A 15,570-nucleotide genomic window follows, 5' to 3' on the forward strand; every position below is an offset into this window, starting at 1 on the left:
CAGACGGCAATGAAGAGGATCCCATGGCCTATTTCCGGCGGCTTGATGCCCGCCATTTCACCCCGACGGAACTGGTCGGCGGCGCCTGGAACGTGACGGAGCAGCATGTCGCCCCCGCGATCGGCCTGCTGGCCCATGCGATCGAGGTGGACGCCAAGGCGCGCCGGCCCGATCCGCTGCAACTGGGGCGCCTGTCCTATGATATCCTGGGCACCATCCCGCTCGATACGGTCGAAATCGACGTCACCGTCATCCGACCCGGCCGCACCATCGAACTGGTCGAGGCACGGCTCAGCCATGGCGGCCGGCCGGCAATCCTGCTACGCGCCTGGCTGGCCCAGGCCTATGACAGCAGCGCGATCGCCGGTGGCGGCTTTGATCCCGTTCCCGGCCCGGAAACCATGGCCCCTTGGGACGGCACCGGCGAATGGCCCGGCGGCTTCATCGCCAGCATCGACGCCCGCCGCCAACCTATCGCACCCGGCCGTGCCATAGGCTGGATCCGCACGCCCCATGCGCTGATCGAGGATGAGGCAGTATCGCCGCTCGCCCGCGCCATGGGGCTGGTCGATACCGCCAATGGCCTGGCGCCTCTGGTATCGACCGCCGACGCCGCCTTTCCCAATCTCGACCTCACCGCCCATATCTTTCGGGCGCCGGTCGGCGAATGGCTGGGCTGCGACGTTACCGTCTCGTTCGGCGCCGATGGCATCGGCCTTACCCACAGCATCCTGCATGACCGGGACGGCGCGATCGGCACCGTGTCGCAATGGCTGACGATCCGCCCGCGCTGATCAGCCGGCAAACAGCCCGGCGTCGAACGCGGCGCGGTCCAGTTGCTCCCGGAAATCGGGGTGGGCGATGGCGATCAGGGCTTTGGCCCTCTCACCCACCGACTTGCCCTTGAGGTCGGCCAGGCCATATTCGGTGACGATCAGATGCGTGTCCATGCGCGGCGTCGTCACCGGCCCGTCCAGACGCGGGGTGATGCGCGATATCGTGCCCTTGGCCGCGGTCGAATGGCAGGCGATGATCGATCGGCCGCCGTGCGAGGCATAGGCGCCGCGCACGAAATCCACCTGTCCGCCGGTGCCGCTGAACTGTCGCCCGTTGACGAATTCGGAATTGCAGGCGCCGTGGAAATCGACCTGCAGTGTCGCGTTCACCGACACCATATTGTCGTTGCGCGCGATCAGGAACGGGTTGTTCACATAATCGACCGGATGCGCCTCGACCGCCGGATTGTCGTGCAGGAAATCATAAAGCGCCTGATCGCCAAGCGCGAAGGTATAGATCGCCTTGCCGGCATGGATCTGCTTGCGGCTATTGTCGACCACGCCCGACTGCATCAGTCCGGCGAGGCCCGTCGTCATCATCTCGGTATGGATGCCCAGATGCCGATGATTAGCAAGGCCGGCGCACACCGCCTCCGGCAGCGCGCCGATCCCCATCTGCAGGCAATCGCCATCGCGGATCAGACCGGCGACGGTGGCGCCGATCGCATCGTCGACCGCCGTGCGGGTGATGGCCGGCAGCGTCGGCAATGCGACATCATGCTCGACCAGCGCGGTCACCGCCGACAGGGGGATCATGCAGTCGCCCCGCACATAGGGCATATGCGCATTCACCTCCAGGATGATCCGGGTGCCGGGCTTGCGCGCCACCGCCAGCGCATAGTCGACATCGGTTCCCAGGCTGAAATTGCCGTCCGCATCCATCGGCGCGACCGTCGCGATCAGCGTGTCGACGCCGACATGCTCGACCATGGCGCGCGGCACCTGGCTGAAATGACAGGGCAGGAAATCGATCATCGGCAGATGCGCCTCGCCATGCTGGCGATCCAGCATCCGTTCGACACCGCCATGGAACAGGCTCATCGGCGTGATCCGGTCGCGCAGCGCGAAGTCGAACAGGCTGGCGCCGGCGATCCCGGTGCAGAGCATATAATAGATACGCAGATCAGCGACAGAAGCGGACCGGGCGCGTTCGGCAAGGGCGGCGAGCAAGGCGGGCGGCTGGCCCGTCCCCAATGCCATGCAGATCTTGGCGCCCGACGGGATAAGCGCCGCCGCCTCCTGCGCCGAACGCCGTATCCGCTGATATAATGCCTGGTCGCCCTTTGGGGTCATGGATCGCCTCTCTCCTGTGGTCGATCCACGCCTTATAGCTCGCCGCCATCGCCGTGCCAGTTTTTCGCCCGGACGGCACAATGGCGGGTCCGGTTACCCGGCCCGCCCTTGCCTTCTCATCCCAGGATAAGCTTCAGCCCATGGTCGGGATGACGAAGCTCTGATCCAGCACCGCGCCGCCGCTCGGCCAGCGCTGGGTGACGGTCTTGACCCGCGTGTAGAAACGCACGCCGTCCATGCCATATTGGTTCATGTCACCGAACCCCGAGCGCTTCCAGCCGCCGAAGCTGTGATAGCTGACCGGCACCGGGATCGGCACGTTGATGCCGACCATGCCGACCTCGACATTGGCGCAGAAGCGGCGCGCGAAATCGCCATTGCGGGTGAAGAGTGCGACGCCGTTGCCATATTGATGCCTGGTCGGATAGCCGATCGCTTCCTCAAACGTCTCGGCACGAACCATCTGCAGGACGGGACCGAAAATCTCTTCCTGATAGCTTTTCATCTGCGGCGTCACGCGGTCGAGCAGGGTCGGGGCGAGGAAGAAGCCATCCTCATAGCCCTGCAGCGCGAAGCCGCGACCGTCGATCACCAGTTCGGAGCCTTCATCGACCGCCATCTGGATATAATTTTCGATCCGCGCTTTGTGCGCGGCGCTCACCACCGGGCCATAATGGGCATCGGGATCGCTCGGCACGCCGACGCGCAGCCCGGCGATACCTGCTTCCAGCTTGGCACGCAGCGCCACCGCCGTCTGCTCGCCCACCGGCACCACCACCGGCAGTGCCATGCAGCGCTCGCCCGCCGAACCATAGGCCGCACCCAGAATGTCGGCGACCGCCTGATCCAAATCGGCGTCGGGCATGACGATGCCGTGATTCTTCGCGCCGCCCATGCACTGCATCCGCTTGCCGTTCGAAGCGCCACGGCCATAGACATATTGGGCGATGTCGGACGAGCCGACGAAGCTGACCGCCTTGATCGCGGGATGATCGAGGATCGCGTCCACCACCTGCTTGTCACCATGGACGACGTTCAGGATACCGGCCGGCAAGCCCGCTTCCATCGCCAGTTCGGCCAGGCGCACCGGGACAGAGGGATTGCGCTCGCTGGGCTTCAGGATGAAGGCATTGCCGCAGGCGATTGCCGGCGCGAACATCCACATCGGGATCATCGCCGGGAAGTTGAACGGGGTGATGCCCGCCGCGATGCCGATCGGCTGACGCAGCGAATAGACGTCGATGCCCGGACCTGCCCCCTCAGTATATTCGCCCTTCAGCAGATGCGGGATGCCACAGGCAAATTCGACCACGTCCAGGCCGCGCTGGATATCGCCCTTGGCATCGGAATGGACCTTGCCATGCTCGACCGACAGCAATTCGGCCAGCTCGTCCATATGCTGTTCGATCAGCGCCTTGAGGTTGAACATCACGCGGGCGCGGCGCTGCGGGTTCATCGCGGCCCAGGCGGGTTGCGCGGCCTGCGCATTGGCGACGGCTTCATCCAGTTCGCTGGGCGCCGACAGGCGGACCTGCGCCTGCACCTGGCCAGTGGCGGGGTTGAAGATGTCGCCCAGGCGCGTCGACGCCGATGCGCGATGCTGCCCCCCGATGAAATTGTCGACTATGCGCATGCTGCCCTCTCGAAACGGATCGGGTCGGCCATAAAGGAGGATCGGAAGGGTCGGAACCGGCTCGCCGATTTGATCGCGGGGACGTTGGATCGGCGCTGCGCTTGCCCGGTCGGCGCTTCTTTCGCATGGCTCATCCATCGACAGCGGAGCGAGCATGGCCGGGACAGGAGCAGGACGGCGGATCACCGCCGCAGGGTGGGACATACGCTGGGACGCCGATCAGGCGGCGCAGGCCTATGCCGATGGCTGGTGGCGATCGGACACCGCCGCCGATGCGCTGGCGCATGCAGCGCGCGATACGCCCGACCGCATCCTGCTGATCGACGGCGATCATTGCCTGACCGCCGCCGGCCTGCACGATCAGGCACAGCGTCTGGCGCAGGCGTTGCTGGTGCGCTTCCCGGTCGGCAGCGTCATATCCTTCATGCTGCCCAACTGGCAGGAGGCGGCCGTCATCTACATGGGCGCGACCCTGGCCGGCATGGTCGCCAATCCGATCCTGCCGTCGCTGCGCGACCATGACCTGCGTTTCATCCTGGCGGATGTGGAAAGCCGCATGATCTTCATGCCGGAGCGCTTCCGCGGCCATGATTATGGCGCGATGCTGGAACGGGTGGCGGCGGAGATGGAGAGGCCGCCGGAGATTGTGATCGTCCGGGGGGAAGATGGCAAAGTTTGCGCCTATGACGCCCTGTTGACTTCGGCCCCGGCCGGCCGGCCGCTGCCCGCGCTGGATGCCGACGAGGTGCGCATGGTGATGTACACCAGCGGCACCACCGGCCGGCCCAAGGGGGTGATGCACAGCCATAATTCGATCAATGCGCTGATCCGCCAGATCGGCCGCCACTGGCTGGTCGAACCGGGCGACCGTTTCCTGGTGCCGTCGCCGATCAGCCATATTGGCGGGTCGATCTATGCGTTCGAAACGCCGCTGCTGCTGGGCGCGACGGCGATCCTGATGGAACAGTGGAACCCGGACGATGCGGTGCGGATCATGGCCGAGGCCGATTGCACCCATATGGCCGGGGCCACCCCCTTCCTGCAGCATCTGCTGGCGGCGGCGCGCGCGGCGGAGACGCGGCTGCCCGCGCTCAAGCTGTTTATCTGTGGCGGAGCGTCGGTGCCGCCGGCGCTGATCCGCGAAGCGGCCGGCTATTTCGAGCAGGCGGTGGTCAGCCGCGTCTATGGATCGACCGAATTGCCGGTCACGACCGTCGGCGTGATCGACCGGGCCGATGTCGCCCATGCCGCCGAGACCGACGGCCGCCCCGGCATCGCCACCGTCCGCATCGCGCCGGATGGCGAGATTCGCGCGCGCGGGCCGCAGATGATGGTCGGCTATATCCACAAGGCGGATGAGGCCGCGAGCTTCGATCCGGACGGCTATTATCGCAGCGGCGACCAGGGCGCCTGGGTCGATGGCGACCATCTGGTGGTGACCGGCCGGATCAAGGATCTGATCATCCGCAATGGCGAGAATATCGCGCCCAAGGAGATCGAGGATCTGCTGGTGGGCCATGACGCCATTGCCGAGATCGCGATCGTCGGCATCCCCGACCCGCGCACCGGCGAACGGGCGGTGGCGGTGATCGTGCCGCGCCCCGGCGCCGCGCCCGACGTCGCCGCGCTGGCCGCGCATCTGGCGGGCCATGGCGTCGCCCGCTTCAAATATCCCGAGGCGGTGGCGCTGTGGGACGCCCTGCCCAAGAATGACGCCGGCAAGGTGCTGAAGCAGCAGATCCGCGCCCGGCTGGTGGAAGAGACCGCACCGGCGGCGTCGTAGGACAATTGGTCCGCTGGCCGCGCGCCCGCCGATCGGGCATGGGCGCGCCATGTTGCGTCCCGCCTCCGCCGCCCTGTTGCTGACCCTGAGCCTGATCGGCTGTGCCGACGATCGCCGCGCCGAGCGGTTGAAGGCCGCCGGCCCCAATCCGACGCTGGAAAAGCTGATGACGGTGGCTGACGCCAAGGCCGGCGCCCGCCTGTTCGGCACCTGCGCCGCCTGCCACACAAGCAGCGCCGGCGGCCCCGACACCGGCGGCCCCAATCTGCACGGCATTTACGGCCAGCCGATCGGCCAGCACAGCGCCCGGTTCGGCTATACCGCCGCGTTGCGCGCCAAGGGCGGCGTTTGGGACGACAAGGCGCTCGACGCCTGGATCGCCAATCCGCAGCGCTTCGTGCCCGGCACCAAGATGCAGTTCAGCGGCATCCCCGACCCGCTCGCGCGCGCCGACCTGATCGCCTATCTGCGCAGCCTGTCGGACTGAGCGGCCCCGCCAAAGATACGAATTTTTTGGGGTAGCTGGCGCACCGGGGGCTTCGTACATCTGGCGCCATGACCAGCGGGATGACAGACGGCCTTTGGGCGCTGACCGAGAAGGAAAAGCAGACGCTGCGCCTGATGGTCCGGGGCCATGACGCGAAATCCATCGCGCGCAGCCTGGACCTGTCGGTCCATACCATCAACGAACGGCTGCGCGACGCGCGGCGCAAGATGGCGGTGTCGAGCAGCCGCGAGGCCGCCCGGCTGTTGCTGGAGGCCGAAGGTGCGCCCGAGGCATCACCCCCCGATTTTCTGGGGGACAGGCTATTGGGGGCAGACGCAGCCCCGGTCGAAGCGGATCAGGACGAGGCGCCGGTCGTCGGCGTGGGGCCGGCCGATCGCCGGCGCCCGATCCTTCCTGGAGTGCTTCTCATGACTTTTGTCCTTGGCCTGCTGGCGCTCGCCGCCCTGCCCGATGCCGCCCCCACACCGCAAGCGATGCCGGCCGCCGCCCAGGCGCATAATGCCGAGGTCGTCGACGCCGCGCGCCAATGGCTGGCGCTGATCGACCAGGACAAATGGGCCGAAAGCTATCGCGGCACCGGCAGCGCTTTCCAGAAACTCAACACGGTGCAGGTCTGGACCGAGGTGTCGCAGACGATGCGCCGCCGGTTCGGCACCCTCCAGTCCCGCAGCCTGCTGAGCCAGGAGGAACTGCCCGCCCCGCCCCATGGCTATGAAGTGGTGAAGTTCCGCGCCCGCTACGCCAATCAGGCGCAGGCGATCGAGACGGTGACGCTGGATCGCGAAAATGGCGGCTGGCGCGTGGTCGGCGTGACGATCGAATAAGGCGGACAGGGGCGCGTATCCGCGCCCCCTTCATGCCCCCGCGACCGGCGGCGCCCCCAGCCGGAAGAACAGCGCGAGTTGCAGGCTTTCCGCGATCCGCTGCGCCTTGTCCTGCAAGGCGGCGGCCGCCGCCGGAACCATGACGGCGTCGGTCGTCTGCGACCAGAGATTCAGCCAATGGTCGAACAGGTCGGGCGTGATCCGGTCGCGATGCGCCATATGCACCGGGACGGGCTGTCCCTTGTAACGGCCCGACGACAGCATCACCGACGACCAGAAATCGACCAGCCGGTCGATATGCGCCGGCCAGTCGTCGACGGCGTCGTTGAAGATCGGACCAAGCCGGTCGTCCGCGCGGACGCTGGCATAGAAGCTTTCGACCAGCTGGCGCAGGCTGGCCTCGTCGATCCGTTCCGCCTTCATGGGTTCCGACTCCGCACGGGGATGCCCGATCCATAGCGCATCAACCGCCGGGGTTCGACTGGCCGGATTCGACTGGCCGGATGCGATCGGAACGCGGCCTTTATTCCCCCGCGACGGCGCGGCCGAAGCTGTAGCGGATATGGTCGACATGGCCCTCCAGCCCGAAGACCAGCGGATCCTGGCTGTCCATGATCGCGTCGATCCGGGCGCCGACATCCTCGGGCGTCCAGCTGGGCTGATAGACGCCCTTGCTTTCGGCGATGAAGGCGCGGGCGACGCGGCCGGCGATCGACACCAGCATCTCGCCCGTGACCGAGCAGCTTTCATGCGCCAGCCAGGCGACGACCGGCGAGACCAGTTCCGGCCCCATCGGCGGATATTGCGAGATATCCAGCCCCTCGGCCATGCGGGTGACGGCGCCGGGCACGATGATGTTGGATTTGACCCCTTCGGCCTCCCCCTCCAGCGCGAGCACATTGTTGAGGCCGATCATGCCCGATTTGGACATGCCATAATTGACGCAATCGCGATTGCCATAGAGGCCGCCGATCGAGCTGGTGAGGATGATGCGGCCATAGCGCGCCTTGCACATATGCGGGAAGGCAGCGCGCGCGACATGGAAGGCGCCGCGCAGATGAACGTCGAGCACGGCGTCGAAATCTTCCTGGCTGAGCGCCTGCATCGAGCCGTAGCGGACATTGCCGGCATTGTGGATCAGCCCGTCGATCCGGCCATAATGGTCGAGCGCCGCCTCTATGATGGCGCGGCCGCCCTCCGGCGTGGCGACGCTGTCGGTCGAGACGATCGCGTCGCCGCCCTGCGCCTTGATCGCGGCCACCACTTCGGCCGCCGGGCCGGCGTCGATCCCCTCGCCGCGCACCGCGCTGCCCGGATCATTGACCACGACCCTGGCGCCGCGTGCGCCCAGCAGTTCCGCATAGGCGCGGCCAAGCCCCCGCCCGGCACCGGTGATGACGATGACGCGATCGTCGTAGCGCAGTTCGGACATGAGCGGGCCTTTCGCTGGATTATGCAGATGATGGCGCAGGGGTGACGCGGCGCGCGCGCGGGTTCAAGCCGGGGCGGCAAGGCATCGCCATGGCGGTTCGCCGATGCCCGGCGAAGCGGATAAGAGCGGGGCAGGACAGCGTAGAGGACAGGATAGATGCAGGTAGCGATCATCACCGGGGCGGGCAGCGGCATCGGGCTCTGCACGGCGAAGATGCTGCATGCCGCCGGCATGGCGATCGTCGGCGTCGGCCGCGATCCGGCCAAGCTGGCGACGCTGGAGAGCGAAATCGGCGATCCGGCGCGGGTCGCAACCCTGTCCATCGACGTGACTCAGGATGATGCGCCGGCGCAGATCGTGCAGCTGGCGCTCGATCGCTTCGGCCGCATCGACTTTTTGGTCAACAATGCCGGCGCGGGCAGTCCCAAGCCGCTGCACGAAACCGACGACGCCACGCTGGACGGATTCCTGGACCTGATGCTGCGCGCGCCCTTCCGCCTGGCGCGCGAGGCGATCGTCCATATGGGCGAGGGCTGCGGCATCGTGAACGTCACCTCCACCTATGCGGTGATCGGCGGACGGCGTGGCGGCGCCTATTCGGCGGCCAAGGGCGGGCTGGATGCGCTGACCAAGCACATCGCCTGCGACTATGGCCCGCAGGGCATCCGCGCCAACTGCGTCGCGCCGGGCGTCACCATGACCGACATGGTGCGCCACCGGTTCGAGGACGAGATGTTCAAGCGGGTGAATGTGGAGACCACCCCCTTCCCGCGGCTGGGCGAGGTGGAGGATGTGGCCAGCACCATCGCCTTCCTCTGTTCGCCCGGCGCTGCCTTCATCAACGGCCAGACGATCGTCGTGGATGGCGGCTGGACCTCGACCAAATATCTCTCGCCGCGCGCGCTGACGACGACATGGGTCGAGGCGGAGTAAGACTACTCTTTGGCGATGGCCGCGGTTAAGGCGGGCCATGGCCGATGCCCCGATCCTCTATTCCTTCCGCCGCTGTCCCTATGCGATGCGGGCGCGGCTGGCGCTGCTGATGAGCGGACAGGCGGTGGCGCATCGCGAAATCCTGCTGCGCGCCAAGCCGGCGGCGATGCTGGCCGCCTCGCCCAAGGGGACGGTGCCGGTGCTGGTCCTGCCCGACGGCCGGGTGATCGACGAGAGCCTGGAGATCATGCGCTGGGCGCTCGGCCGGCATGATCCCGAGGGGTGGCTGGCCGGTGACGACGCGGCGCTGATCGCGACCAATGACGGACCGTTCAAGCGGCATCTGGATCGCTACAAATATGCCGAGCGCCATGGCAGCGACCCGATCGCCCATCGAACCGAGGCGGCCGGGCGCCTCGACGCGCTGGAGGCGCGGTTGCGCGATCAGGCCCAGCTTTGTGGCGCGCGGCGGACATTGGCCGACATGGCGATCTTTCCGTTCGTGCGGCAATTTGCGGCGGTCGAGCCGGACTGGTTTGCCGCGCAGCCCTGGACCGCGTTGCGCGGCTGGCTGGCCGGGCATCTGGAATCCGAGCTGTTCGCCCGCGCGATGGTGCGCCACCCGCTATGGGTGGAGGCGGACTCCGGCTAGGCCGGGCCGCAACAGGCGTCGAGGCAGATCTGGCGCAACAGGGCGATGACGTCGTGGCGCTGTTCCATCGGGATGGAGCGACCGATCCGCGCCTCATGCGCGTCGAACGCCGCGCAAACCCGGCCGTGCAGCGCCTGCCCCTCCGCCGTCAGCGTCAGCGGAATGGCGCGCCCCTTGCCCGCGCCCTTTTCCAACAGGCCAGACAGCGCCAGCTTGTTGATGAGCGGCACCAGATTGGCCGGCTGGGCGCGCAGCGCGCGGGCAATGTCGCTCTGGCTGCACCCCGGATTGGCGCCGATCAGGCGCAGCAAGGTCGCTTCGCCCGGATTGAGGCCAAGCGGCGCCAGCGCCTCGCCCAGCGCGCCGGTGACTGCCGCCGCCGTGCGGCGCAGATGGAAGCCCAGCATCGCGTCGAGCGGGTCGGTGAAGGCGCTGTCGGGATCGATCGTCACCGCGCCGGTCTAGCCCCCTTGCCGCGCCCGCTCAAGTCGATATGTTATATACCATAATATAAGATGGAGAGGAGCGATGTTCATGACGATGCGATTCGCCTTGCCGTTTGTCCTGCTGGCCCTGGCCGGAACGGCACCCGCCCAGACGCCGCCGCCCGATAACCCACCGGCTTCCGGCACGATCGAGCCGGATGGCACGGTCCATGTTCCCGGCTTTCGCCTGCCCCCCTCCATCTATCTGAGCGAGGCGGCGAAGAAGGCGCTGCCGCGCACGCCGACCGATCCCGAAGAGCCGATGATGCGCGCGGTCGCCGCCGGGCAGGCCGGTGCGCTGCGCCAGCGCATGCCGCAACTGGTCGCGCCGCGGATCGATGCGCTGAAGGCGATGTACAAGGTGACGACGCGCGAGGAACAGATCGCCGGCATAGCGGCCGTGCGTGCGACACCGGCAGCCGGCATCGCACCGGGTAACCGCGGGAAGATATTGCTCAACCTGCCGGGCGGCGGCTTCATCATGGGCGTGGCCGGCGGCACCGGCATGATGGAATCGATCCCGCTCGCGGGGCTGGTCGGGGTGGAGATCCTCTCCATCACCTATCGCCAGGCGCCCGAAACCATCTGGCCGGCCGCGACCGAGGATGTGACCAAGGTCTATCGCGAACTGCTCAGGACCTACAAGCCGCAGGATATCGGCATTTTCGGCTGTTCGGCCGGCGGGCTGCTGACGGCCGAGGCGATCGCCTGGTTCATCCATGAGAAACTGCCGCTGCCCGGCGCAATCGGCATCTTCTGCGCCTCGGGCGATGCGCGCTGGGGCGGCGACAGCCAGAGCTTTGCCCGGCCCTTCCAGGCGCTGCCGCCGCGCGACGATGTCCGCGCCTATTTCAAGGGTATCGACCGCAGCGATCCGCTGGTGTCGCCGGCGCTGTCGCCGCCCACGCTGAAACTGTTTCCGCCGACGCTGCTGATCACCGGCACCCGCGCCTTCGAGATGAGCGCGACCGTCAACACCCATCGCGAACTGGTGAAGGCGGGGCTGAAGGCCGACCTGCATATGTGGGATGGGCTGGGCCATGCCTTCTTCTACGATCCTGCCCTGCCGGAATCGCGCGAGGCCTTCGACGTCATGACCGCCTTCTTCCGCGATCGGCTGAAGCTGGCGCGCTAGGCCGCGATCGCCCGGCGGCAAAATTCCCATATCTCGACCGCCAGTTCGGATCGGCGCTGGCGGTCGGGAATGGCGGCCTCCTCGGCAAGCAACTGGCTGTGGACGGTGGTCGAGACCAGATTATAGACAAGCAGCGCCATCCACGACGGCGGTCCTGCGCGGACCTGCCCCTCGGCCATGCCGTCGGACAGGATCGTGGCAATCAAGTCGATGAGCGGGCTTACCGCCTTTTGCAGTTCGACCGGACGCGCCTCCGCCAGGCGCAGATGCTCGCGGCTGAGCGCCGCGCTCCGGCGCTGGCCGCCTTGCCAATCGCCATCAATGGCTGCGCGACCGATGACGATGGCCGTCACGATATGATGCAAGCGCGCCAGCGGGTCCGGCAGGTCGCGCACCTGTTCGCCGAACTGTTCCGCTGCGCGGCGGAGCGTATGGGCAAACACCGCCAGGACCAGATCATCCTTGCCCGCAAAGCGATCGTACAGCGCCCGACGGGCGAGCCCGGTGCGCTGCAATACGGCACGGATCGTCAGCCCCTCCAGCCCTTCCTCGTCGAGCAGATCATAGGCGGCGGCGACGATCTGCTGGTTGCGATCGTCCAGTTCCGTGATCGCGTCGTCGGTCTGCGGCACCCGGTACATGGTCGGCGATCCTCTCTGCATTAATCGCTTTCCATCTAGCAGCCCGCGACTATAGTGCCAGCATTGAGAACATTGTTCTCATCACGAAGATATATGGGAGAGTGCGATGGCGACGGTCCTCTTTGTCGAGGCCAGCGGCGCGGAGCATCGGATCGATGTGCCGACGGGCGAGAATCTGATGCGCGCGGCGCTTAACGAGGGGCTCGACGGCATGGTCGGCGAATGCGGCGGCGGCCTCGCCTGCGCGACCTGCCATTGCTATGTAGAGGAGGATTGGGCCGACCGTCTGCCCGCGCCTGCGCAGACCGAGCTGGACATGCTCGAATGCACCGCCAGCGAGCGCCGCCCGAGCAGCCGCCTTGGCTGCCAGATCATCGCCAGCGATGCGCTCGACGGGCTGGTCGTCCACCTGCCCGCTGCGCAATATTGAGGAGCCCGATCATGGCAACCACCCAAGCGACGCCGGTGATGGACATTCCCGCCCATGTCCCGCCCGAACTGGTGCGCGAGATCGGCCTCACCACCGGTCCCGAATTTCTCGCCGCGCCCCATGCCTTCATGGCGAAGCTGCACGAGACGCATCCGCCGATCTTCTACAGCGTCAATCCGCTGATCGGGAACAGCTGGTGTACGATCAAGCATGAAGATGCCTTCTTCGCGCTGCGCCACCCGGAATATTTCACCACCGCCGGGGCCACGCCCTTCCCGCGCGACCCCAATAATTATTTCCATTTCATCCCGCTGGAGATCGATCCGCCGCATCATCGCAAATATCGCGCGATCCTCGATTCGACCTTCTCGCCGCAAAGCGTGCTGCGGCTCGAATCCTATATGCGCCGCCTTTCCAATGAGCTGATCGATGGCTTCATCGATGCGGGCGAAGTGGAATTCACCACCGCCTTCGGCCGACCGCTGCCGGTGTCGATCTTCCTTGATCTCATGGGCCTGCCGCAGGAGATGCGCGACACCTTCGTCGGCTGGGCGGTCGACCTGCTCCATTCGCAGGATCGCATGACCGCCGGCCTCGCCATGCGCGGGATCGAAGCCTATCTGGCGCAGGTGATCGTCGAGAAGACGGCCAGGCCCGATGATGGCGTCATCAGCACGATCATCCAGGCGCGGCCGGGTGGCGAACCGTTGAGCGAGCGGGAGATTTTCGGCTTCACCTTCTTCCTGTTCATCGCCGGGCTCGACACGGTGTTCGCGACGCTCAACAATATCTGGCTGTGGCTGGCGCAAAATCCCGATCGGCGGCGCGAGATCATCGCCCATCCCGATCAGATCAATGCCCAGGTGGAAGAATTGCTGCGGGTCTTTTCCGTTACCTTTTCCGGCCGGACCCTGACCCAGGATCTGGAAATGCGCGGCGTGCAGATGAAGAAGGGCGACAAGTTCAACAGCATCCTGCCCGCCTGCAATTACGACCCGGACGTCTTTCCCGATCCGACCCGTGTGGATTTCAACCGGCCACGCAAGCCGATCCTGGCCTTTGCCGGCGGGGTGCATAGCTGCATCGGCGCGCATCTGGCGCGGCTGGAGGTGAAGGTTGCGTTGCAGGAGTGGCTGCGGCGGTTGCCGGACTTTGCGGTTCGGTCTGATGCGTTGATCAGCTACTGGCCTGGCGGTGTGGTTGGGCCCAAGTCGCTGCCGCTGGTCTGGTAGGGCGCGAACACAAAAAAAGCCGCCTTGGGGCTGTCCGAGGCGGCGTGTGTATGTGCTGTGTGTGATTTGGTTGCGGGAGTAGGATTTGAACCTACGACCTTCAGGTTATGAGCCTGACGAGCTACCGGGCTGCTCCATCCCGCGACACTGGGCGATTTGGGTGCCCTGACACGCAAAAAGGGCGGCTTTGTCGGCCGCCCTGTTTTGTAACATTGTGATGGGTTTTTGATCCGTTGCTATGCGCGTGCTTCAATGCCTGGCGACGCCCTACTCTTCCAGTGCTTGAGCAATAGTACCATCGGCGCAGACTGGTTTCACGGCCGAGTTCGGGATGGGATCGGGTGGGTCACAGACGCTATGGTCACCAAGCAATGAAGCAGGCGCATAACTGCGGGTTTTTAATCGATACCGTGCACAATTCACTTTCACTTGGGAAAGTGAACAACAAGAGCTTTGGAGTTTGTATGTTCGTATATCTGGGCTGGCTTAACGACCACATCGTGGACAGTTCCCAGAACTGTCGTTGATGGTGGGACTCTTAAGCGCGAACAGAGCAATTAGGACTGGTTAGCTCCATGCGTTACCGCACTTCCACATCCAGCCTATCAACGTCGTGGTCTACGACGGCTCGATGAAATCTTATCTTGAGGGAGGCTTCCCGCTTAGATGCTTTCAGCGGTTATCCCGTCCATACATAGCTACCCTGCTGCGCCACTGGCGTGACGACAGGTACACCAGAGGTATGTTCAACCCGGTCCTCTCGTACTAGGGTCAACTCCTCTCAAATTTCGACGCCCACGGCAGATAGGGACCAAACTGTCTCGCGACGTTCTGAACCCAGCTCACGTACCACTTTAATTGGCGAACAGCCAAACCCTTGGGACCTGCTCCAGCCCCAGGATGTGATGAGCCGACATCGAGGTGCCAAACGATTCCGTCGATATGAGCTCTTGGGAATCATCAGCCTGTTATCCCCGGCGTACCTTTTATCCGTTGAGCGATGGCCCTTCCACGAGGGACCACCGGATCACTATGACCGACTTTCGTCTCTGCTCGACTTGTCAGTCTCGCAGTCAGGCGGGCTTATGCCATTGCACTCTAACAGACGGTTTCCAACCGTCCTGAGCCCACCATCGCGCGCCTCCGTTACTCTTTAGGAGGCGACCGCCCCAGTCAAACTACCCGCCACAGAGGGTCCCTGCACCGGATAACGGTGCGAGGTTAGACATCAGAAAACAACAGGGTGGTATTTCACCTATGGCTCCACATCAACTGGCGTCAATGCTTCAAAGCCTCCCACCTATGCTACACAGTTCTTTCCTAATGCCACTCTGAAGCTGCAGTAAAGGTGCACGGGGTCTTTCCGTCTAACCGCGGGTACTCCGCATCTTCACGGAGAATTCAATTTCGCTGAGCATATCCTGGAGACAGTGGGGAAGTCGTTACGCCATTCGTGCAGGTCGGAACTTACCCGACAAGGAATTTCGCTACCTTAGGACCGTTATAGTTACGGCCGCCGTTTACCTGGGCTTCAATTCAGAGCTTGCACTCCTCCTCTTAACCTTCAGGCACCGGGCAGGCGTCAGGCCCTATACGTCGTCTTGAAGCCGACTTAGCAGAGCCCTGTGTTTTTGCTAAACAGTCGCTACCCCCTGGCCTGTGCCCCCCATCAAAAGTTGCCTTGAGATGGGGCCTCCTTCTTCCGAAGGTACGGAGGCAATTTGCCGAGTTCCTTCAGGATACTTCTCTCAAA

The 15,570-nt window shown here is 65.2% G+C and carries 15 protein-coding genes, 1 tRNA gene and 2 rRNA genes (1 of these 18 running past the window's edge); 9 read left to right on the forward strand and 9 right to left on the reverse strand.

The window, feature by feature from the left end:
* Window positions 1-23 precede the first annotated feature (23 nt).
* Entirely contained in the window at window positions 24-794 is a 771-nt protein-coding gene (locus U0025_RS19180; RefSeq protein WP_004209107.1) for a thioesterase family protein, read from the forward strand.
* Here U0025_RS19180 and U0025_RS19185 read toward each other — a convergent pair whose 3' ends face one another.
* Window positions 795-2,129 carry an acetyl-CoA hydrolase/transferase family protein gene (locus U0025_RS19185; RefSeq protein ID WP_004209108.1) on the reverse strand — a complete coding sequence of 445 codons (1,335 nt, stop codon included), beginning with the start codon at window positions 2,127-2,129 and terminating at the stop codon, window positions 795-797.
* Between the two features lie 133 nt (window positions 2,130-2,262).
* Window positions 2,263-3,762: a CoA-acylating methylmalonate-semialdehyde dehydrogenase gene (locus U0025_RS19190; protein WP_004209110.1), complete on the reverse strand. Its 1,500-nt coding sequence runs from the start codon at window positions 3,760-3,762 to the stop codon at window positions 2,263-2,265.
* Between the two features lie 154 nt (window positions 3,763-3,916).
* Here U0025_RS19190 and U0025_RS19195 point away from each other — a divergent pair, with 154 nt between their 5' ends.
* The 3 genes from U0025_RS19195 to U0025_RS19205 all read left to right on the forward strand — a co-directional run bounded on the left by U0025_RS19195 (window position 3,917) and on the right by U0025_RS19205 (window position 6,877).
* Window positions 3,917-5,545, forward strand: coding sequence for an AMP-binding protein (locus tag U0025_RS19195; protein ID WP_004209111.1), 1,629 nt, complete (start codon window positions 3,917-3,919; stop codon window positions 5,543-5,545).
* A 49-nt stretch (window positions 5,546-5,594) separates the two neighbouring features.
* Complete coding sequence (locus U0025_RS19200; RefSeq protein WP_004209113.1) at window positions 5,595-6,032, forward strand: c-type cytochrome; 438 nt, start codon at window positions 5,595-5,597, stop codon at window positions 6,030-6,032.
* 68 nt (window positions 6,033-6,100) lie between these two features.
* Window positions 6,101-6,877, forward strand: coding sequence for a helix-turn-helix domain-containing protein (locus tag U0025_RS19205; RefSeq protein WP_004209114.1), 777 nt, complete (start codon window positions 6,101-6,103; stop codon window positions 6,875-6,877).
* A gap of 30 nt (window positions 6,878-6,907) precedes the next feature.
* Here U0025_RS19205 and U0025_RS19210 read toward each other — a convergent pair whose 3' ends face one another.
* Window positions 6,908-7,300, reverse strand: coding sequence for a group III truncated hemoglobin (locus U0025_RS19210; RefSeq protein ID WP_004209115.1), 393 nt, complete (start codon window positions 7,298-7,300; stop codon window positions 6,908-6,910).
* A gap of 100 nt (window positions 7,301-7,400) precedes the next feature.
* Window positions 7,401-8,309, reverse strand: coding sequence for an SDR family NAD(P)-dependent oxidoreductase (locus tag U0025_RS19215; RefSeq protein WP_004209116.1), 909 nt, complete (start codon window positions 8,307-8,309; stop codon window positions 7,401-7,403).
* A gap of 156 nt (window positions 8,310-8,465) precedes the next feature.
* On the opposite strand from U0025_RS19215, the gene U0025_RS19220 reads away from it, so the two are divergent.
* A complete protein-coding gene (locus U0025_RS19220) occupies window positions 8,466-9,242 on the forward strand; it encodes an SDR family NAD(P)-dependent oxidoreductase (protein WP_004209117.1) in 777 nt (258 codons plus the stop codon).
* Window positions 9,243-9,279: 37 nt separating this feature from the next.
* Window positions 9,280-9,894 (forward strand): glutathione S-transferase, encoded by a 615-nt coding sequence (locus U0025_RS19225; protein ID WP_004209118.1) that lies wholly within the window; start codon window positions 9,280-9,282, stop codon window positions 9,892-9,894.
* Here the strand turns inward: U0025_RS19225 and U0025_RS19230 are convergent.
* Complete coding sequence (locus U0025_RS19230; protein ID WP_004209119.1) at window positions 9,891-10,346, reverse strand: MarR family winged helix-turn-helix transcriptional regulator; 456 nt, start codon at window positions 10,344-10,346, stop codon at window positions 9,891-9,893. The genes U0025_RS19225 and U0025_RS19230 overlap by 4 nt on opposite strands.
* A gap of 82 nt (window positions 10,347-10,428) precedes the next feature.
* On the opposite strand from U0025_RS19230, the gene U0025_RS19235 reads away from it, so the two are divergent.
* The gene (locus tag U0025_RS19235) at window positions 10,429-11,514 is read left to right on the forward strand and encodes an alpha/beta hydrolase fold domain-containing protein (protein WP_004209120.1); all 1,086 of its coding nucleotides are present in this window, start codon (window positions 10,429-10,431) and stop codon (window positions 11,512-11,514) included.
* Here the strand turns inward: U0025_RS19235 and U0025_RS19240 are convergent.
* A complete protein-coding gene (locus U0025_RS19240; protein WP_254792339.1) occupies window positions 11,511-12,176 on the reverse strand; it encodes a TetR/AcrR family transcriptional regulator in 666 nt (221 codons plus the stop codon). The genes U0025_RS19235 and U0025_RS19240 overlap by 4 nt on opposite strands.
* Before the next feature lie 85 nt (window positions 12,177-12,261).
* Between U0025_RS19240 and U0025_RS19245 the strand changes: the two genes are divergently transcribed.
* Window positions 12,262-12,585: a 2Fe-2S iron-sulfur cluster-binding protein gene (locus tag U0025_RS19245; RefSeq protein WP_004209122.1), complete on the forward strand. Its 324-nt coding sequence runs from the start codon at window positions 12,262-12,264 to the stop codon at window positions 12,583-12,585.
* A gap of 11 nt (window positions 12,586-12,596) precedes the next feature.
* A complete protein-coding gene (locus U0025_RS19250) occupies window positions 12,597-13,817 on the forward strand; it encodes a cytochrome P450 (protein ID WP_004209123.1) in 1,221 nt (406 codons plus the stop codon).
* Between the two features lie 67 nt (window positions 13,818-13,884).
* Here the strand turns inward: U0025_RS19250 and U0025_RS19255 are convergent.
* From U0025_RS19255 to U0025_RS19265, 3 genes are all read right to left on the reverse strand, one after another.
* Window positions 13,885-13,961, reverse strand: a tRNA-Met gene (locus tag U0025_RS19255).
* A 110-nt stretch (window positions 13,962-14,071) separates the two neighbouring features.
* A 5S ribosomal RNA gene (rrf, locus tag U0025_RS19260) occupies window positions 14,072-14,186 on the reverse strand.
* A 169-nt stretch (window positions 14,187-14,355) separates the two neighbouring features.
* Window positions 14,356-15,570: ribosomal RNA gene (locus tag U0025_RS19265) — 23S ribosomal RNA — on the reverse strand; it runs 1,578 nt beyond the window's last position.

Source organism: Sphingobium yanoikuyae, from assembly GCF_034424525.1.
In the GTDB taxonomy this organism is placed as follows: domain Bacteria; phylum Pseudomonadota; class Alphaproteobacteria; order Sphingomonadales; family Sphingomonadaceae; genus Sphingobium; species Sphingobium yanoikuyae.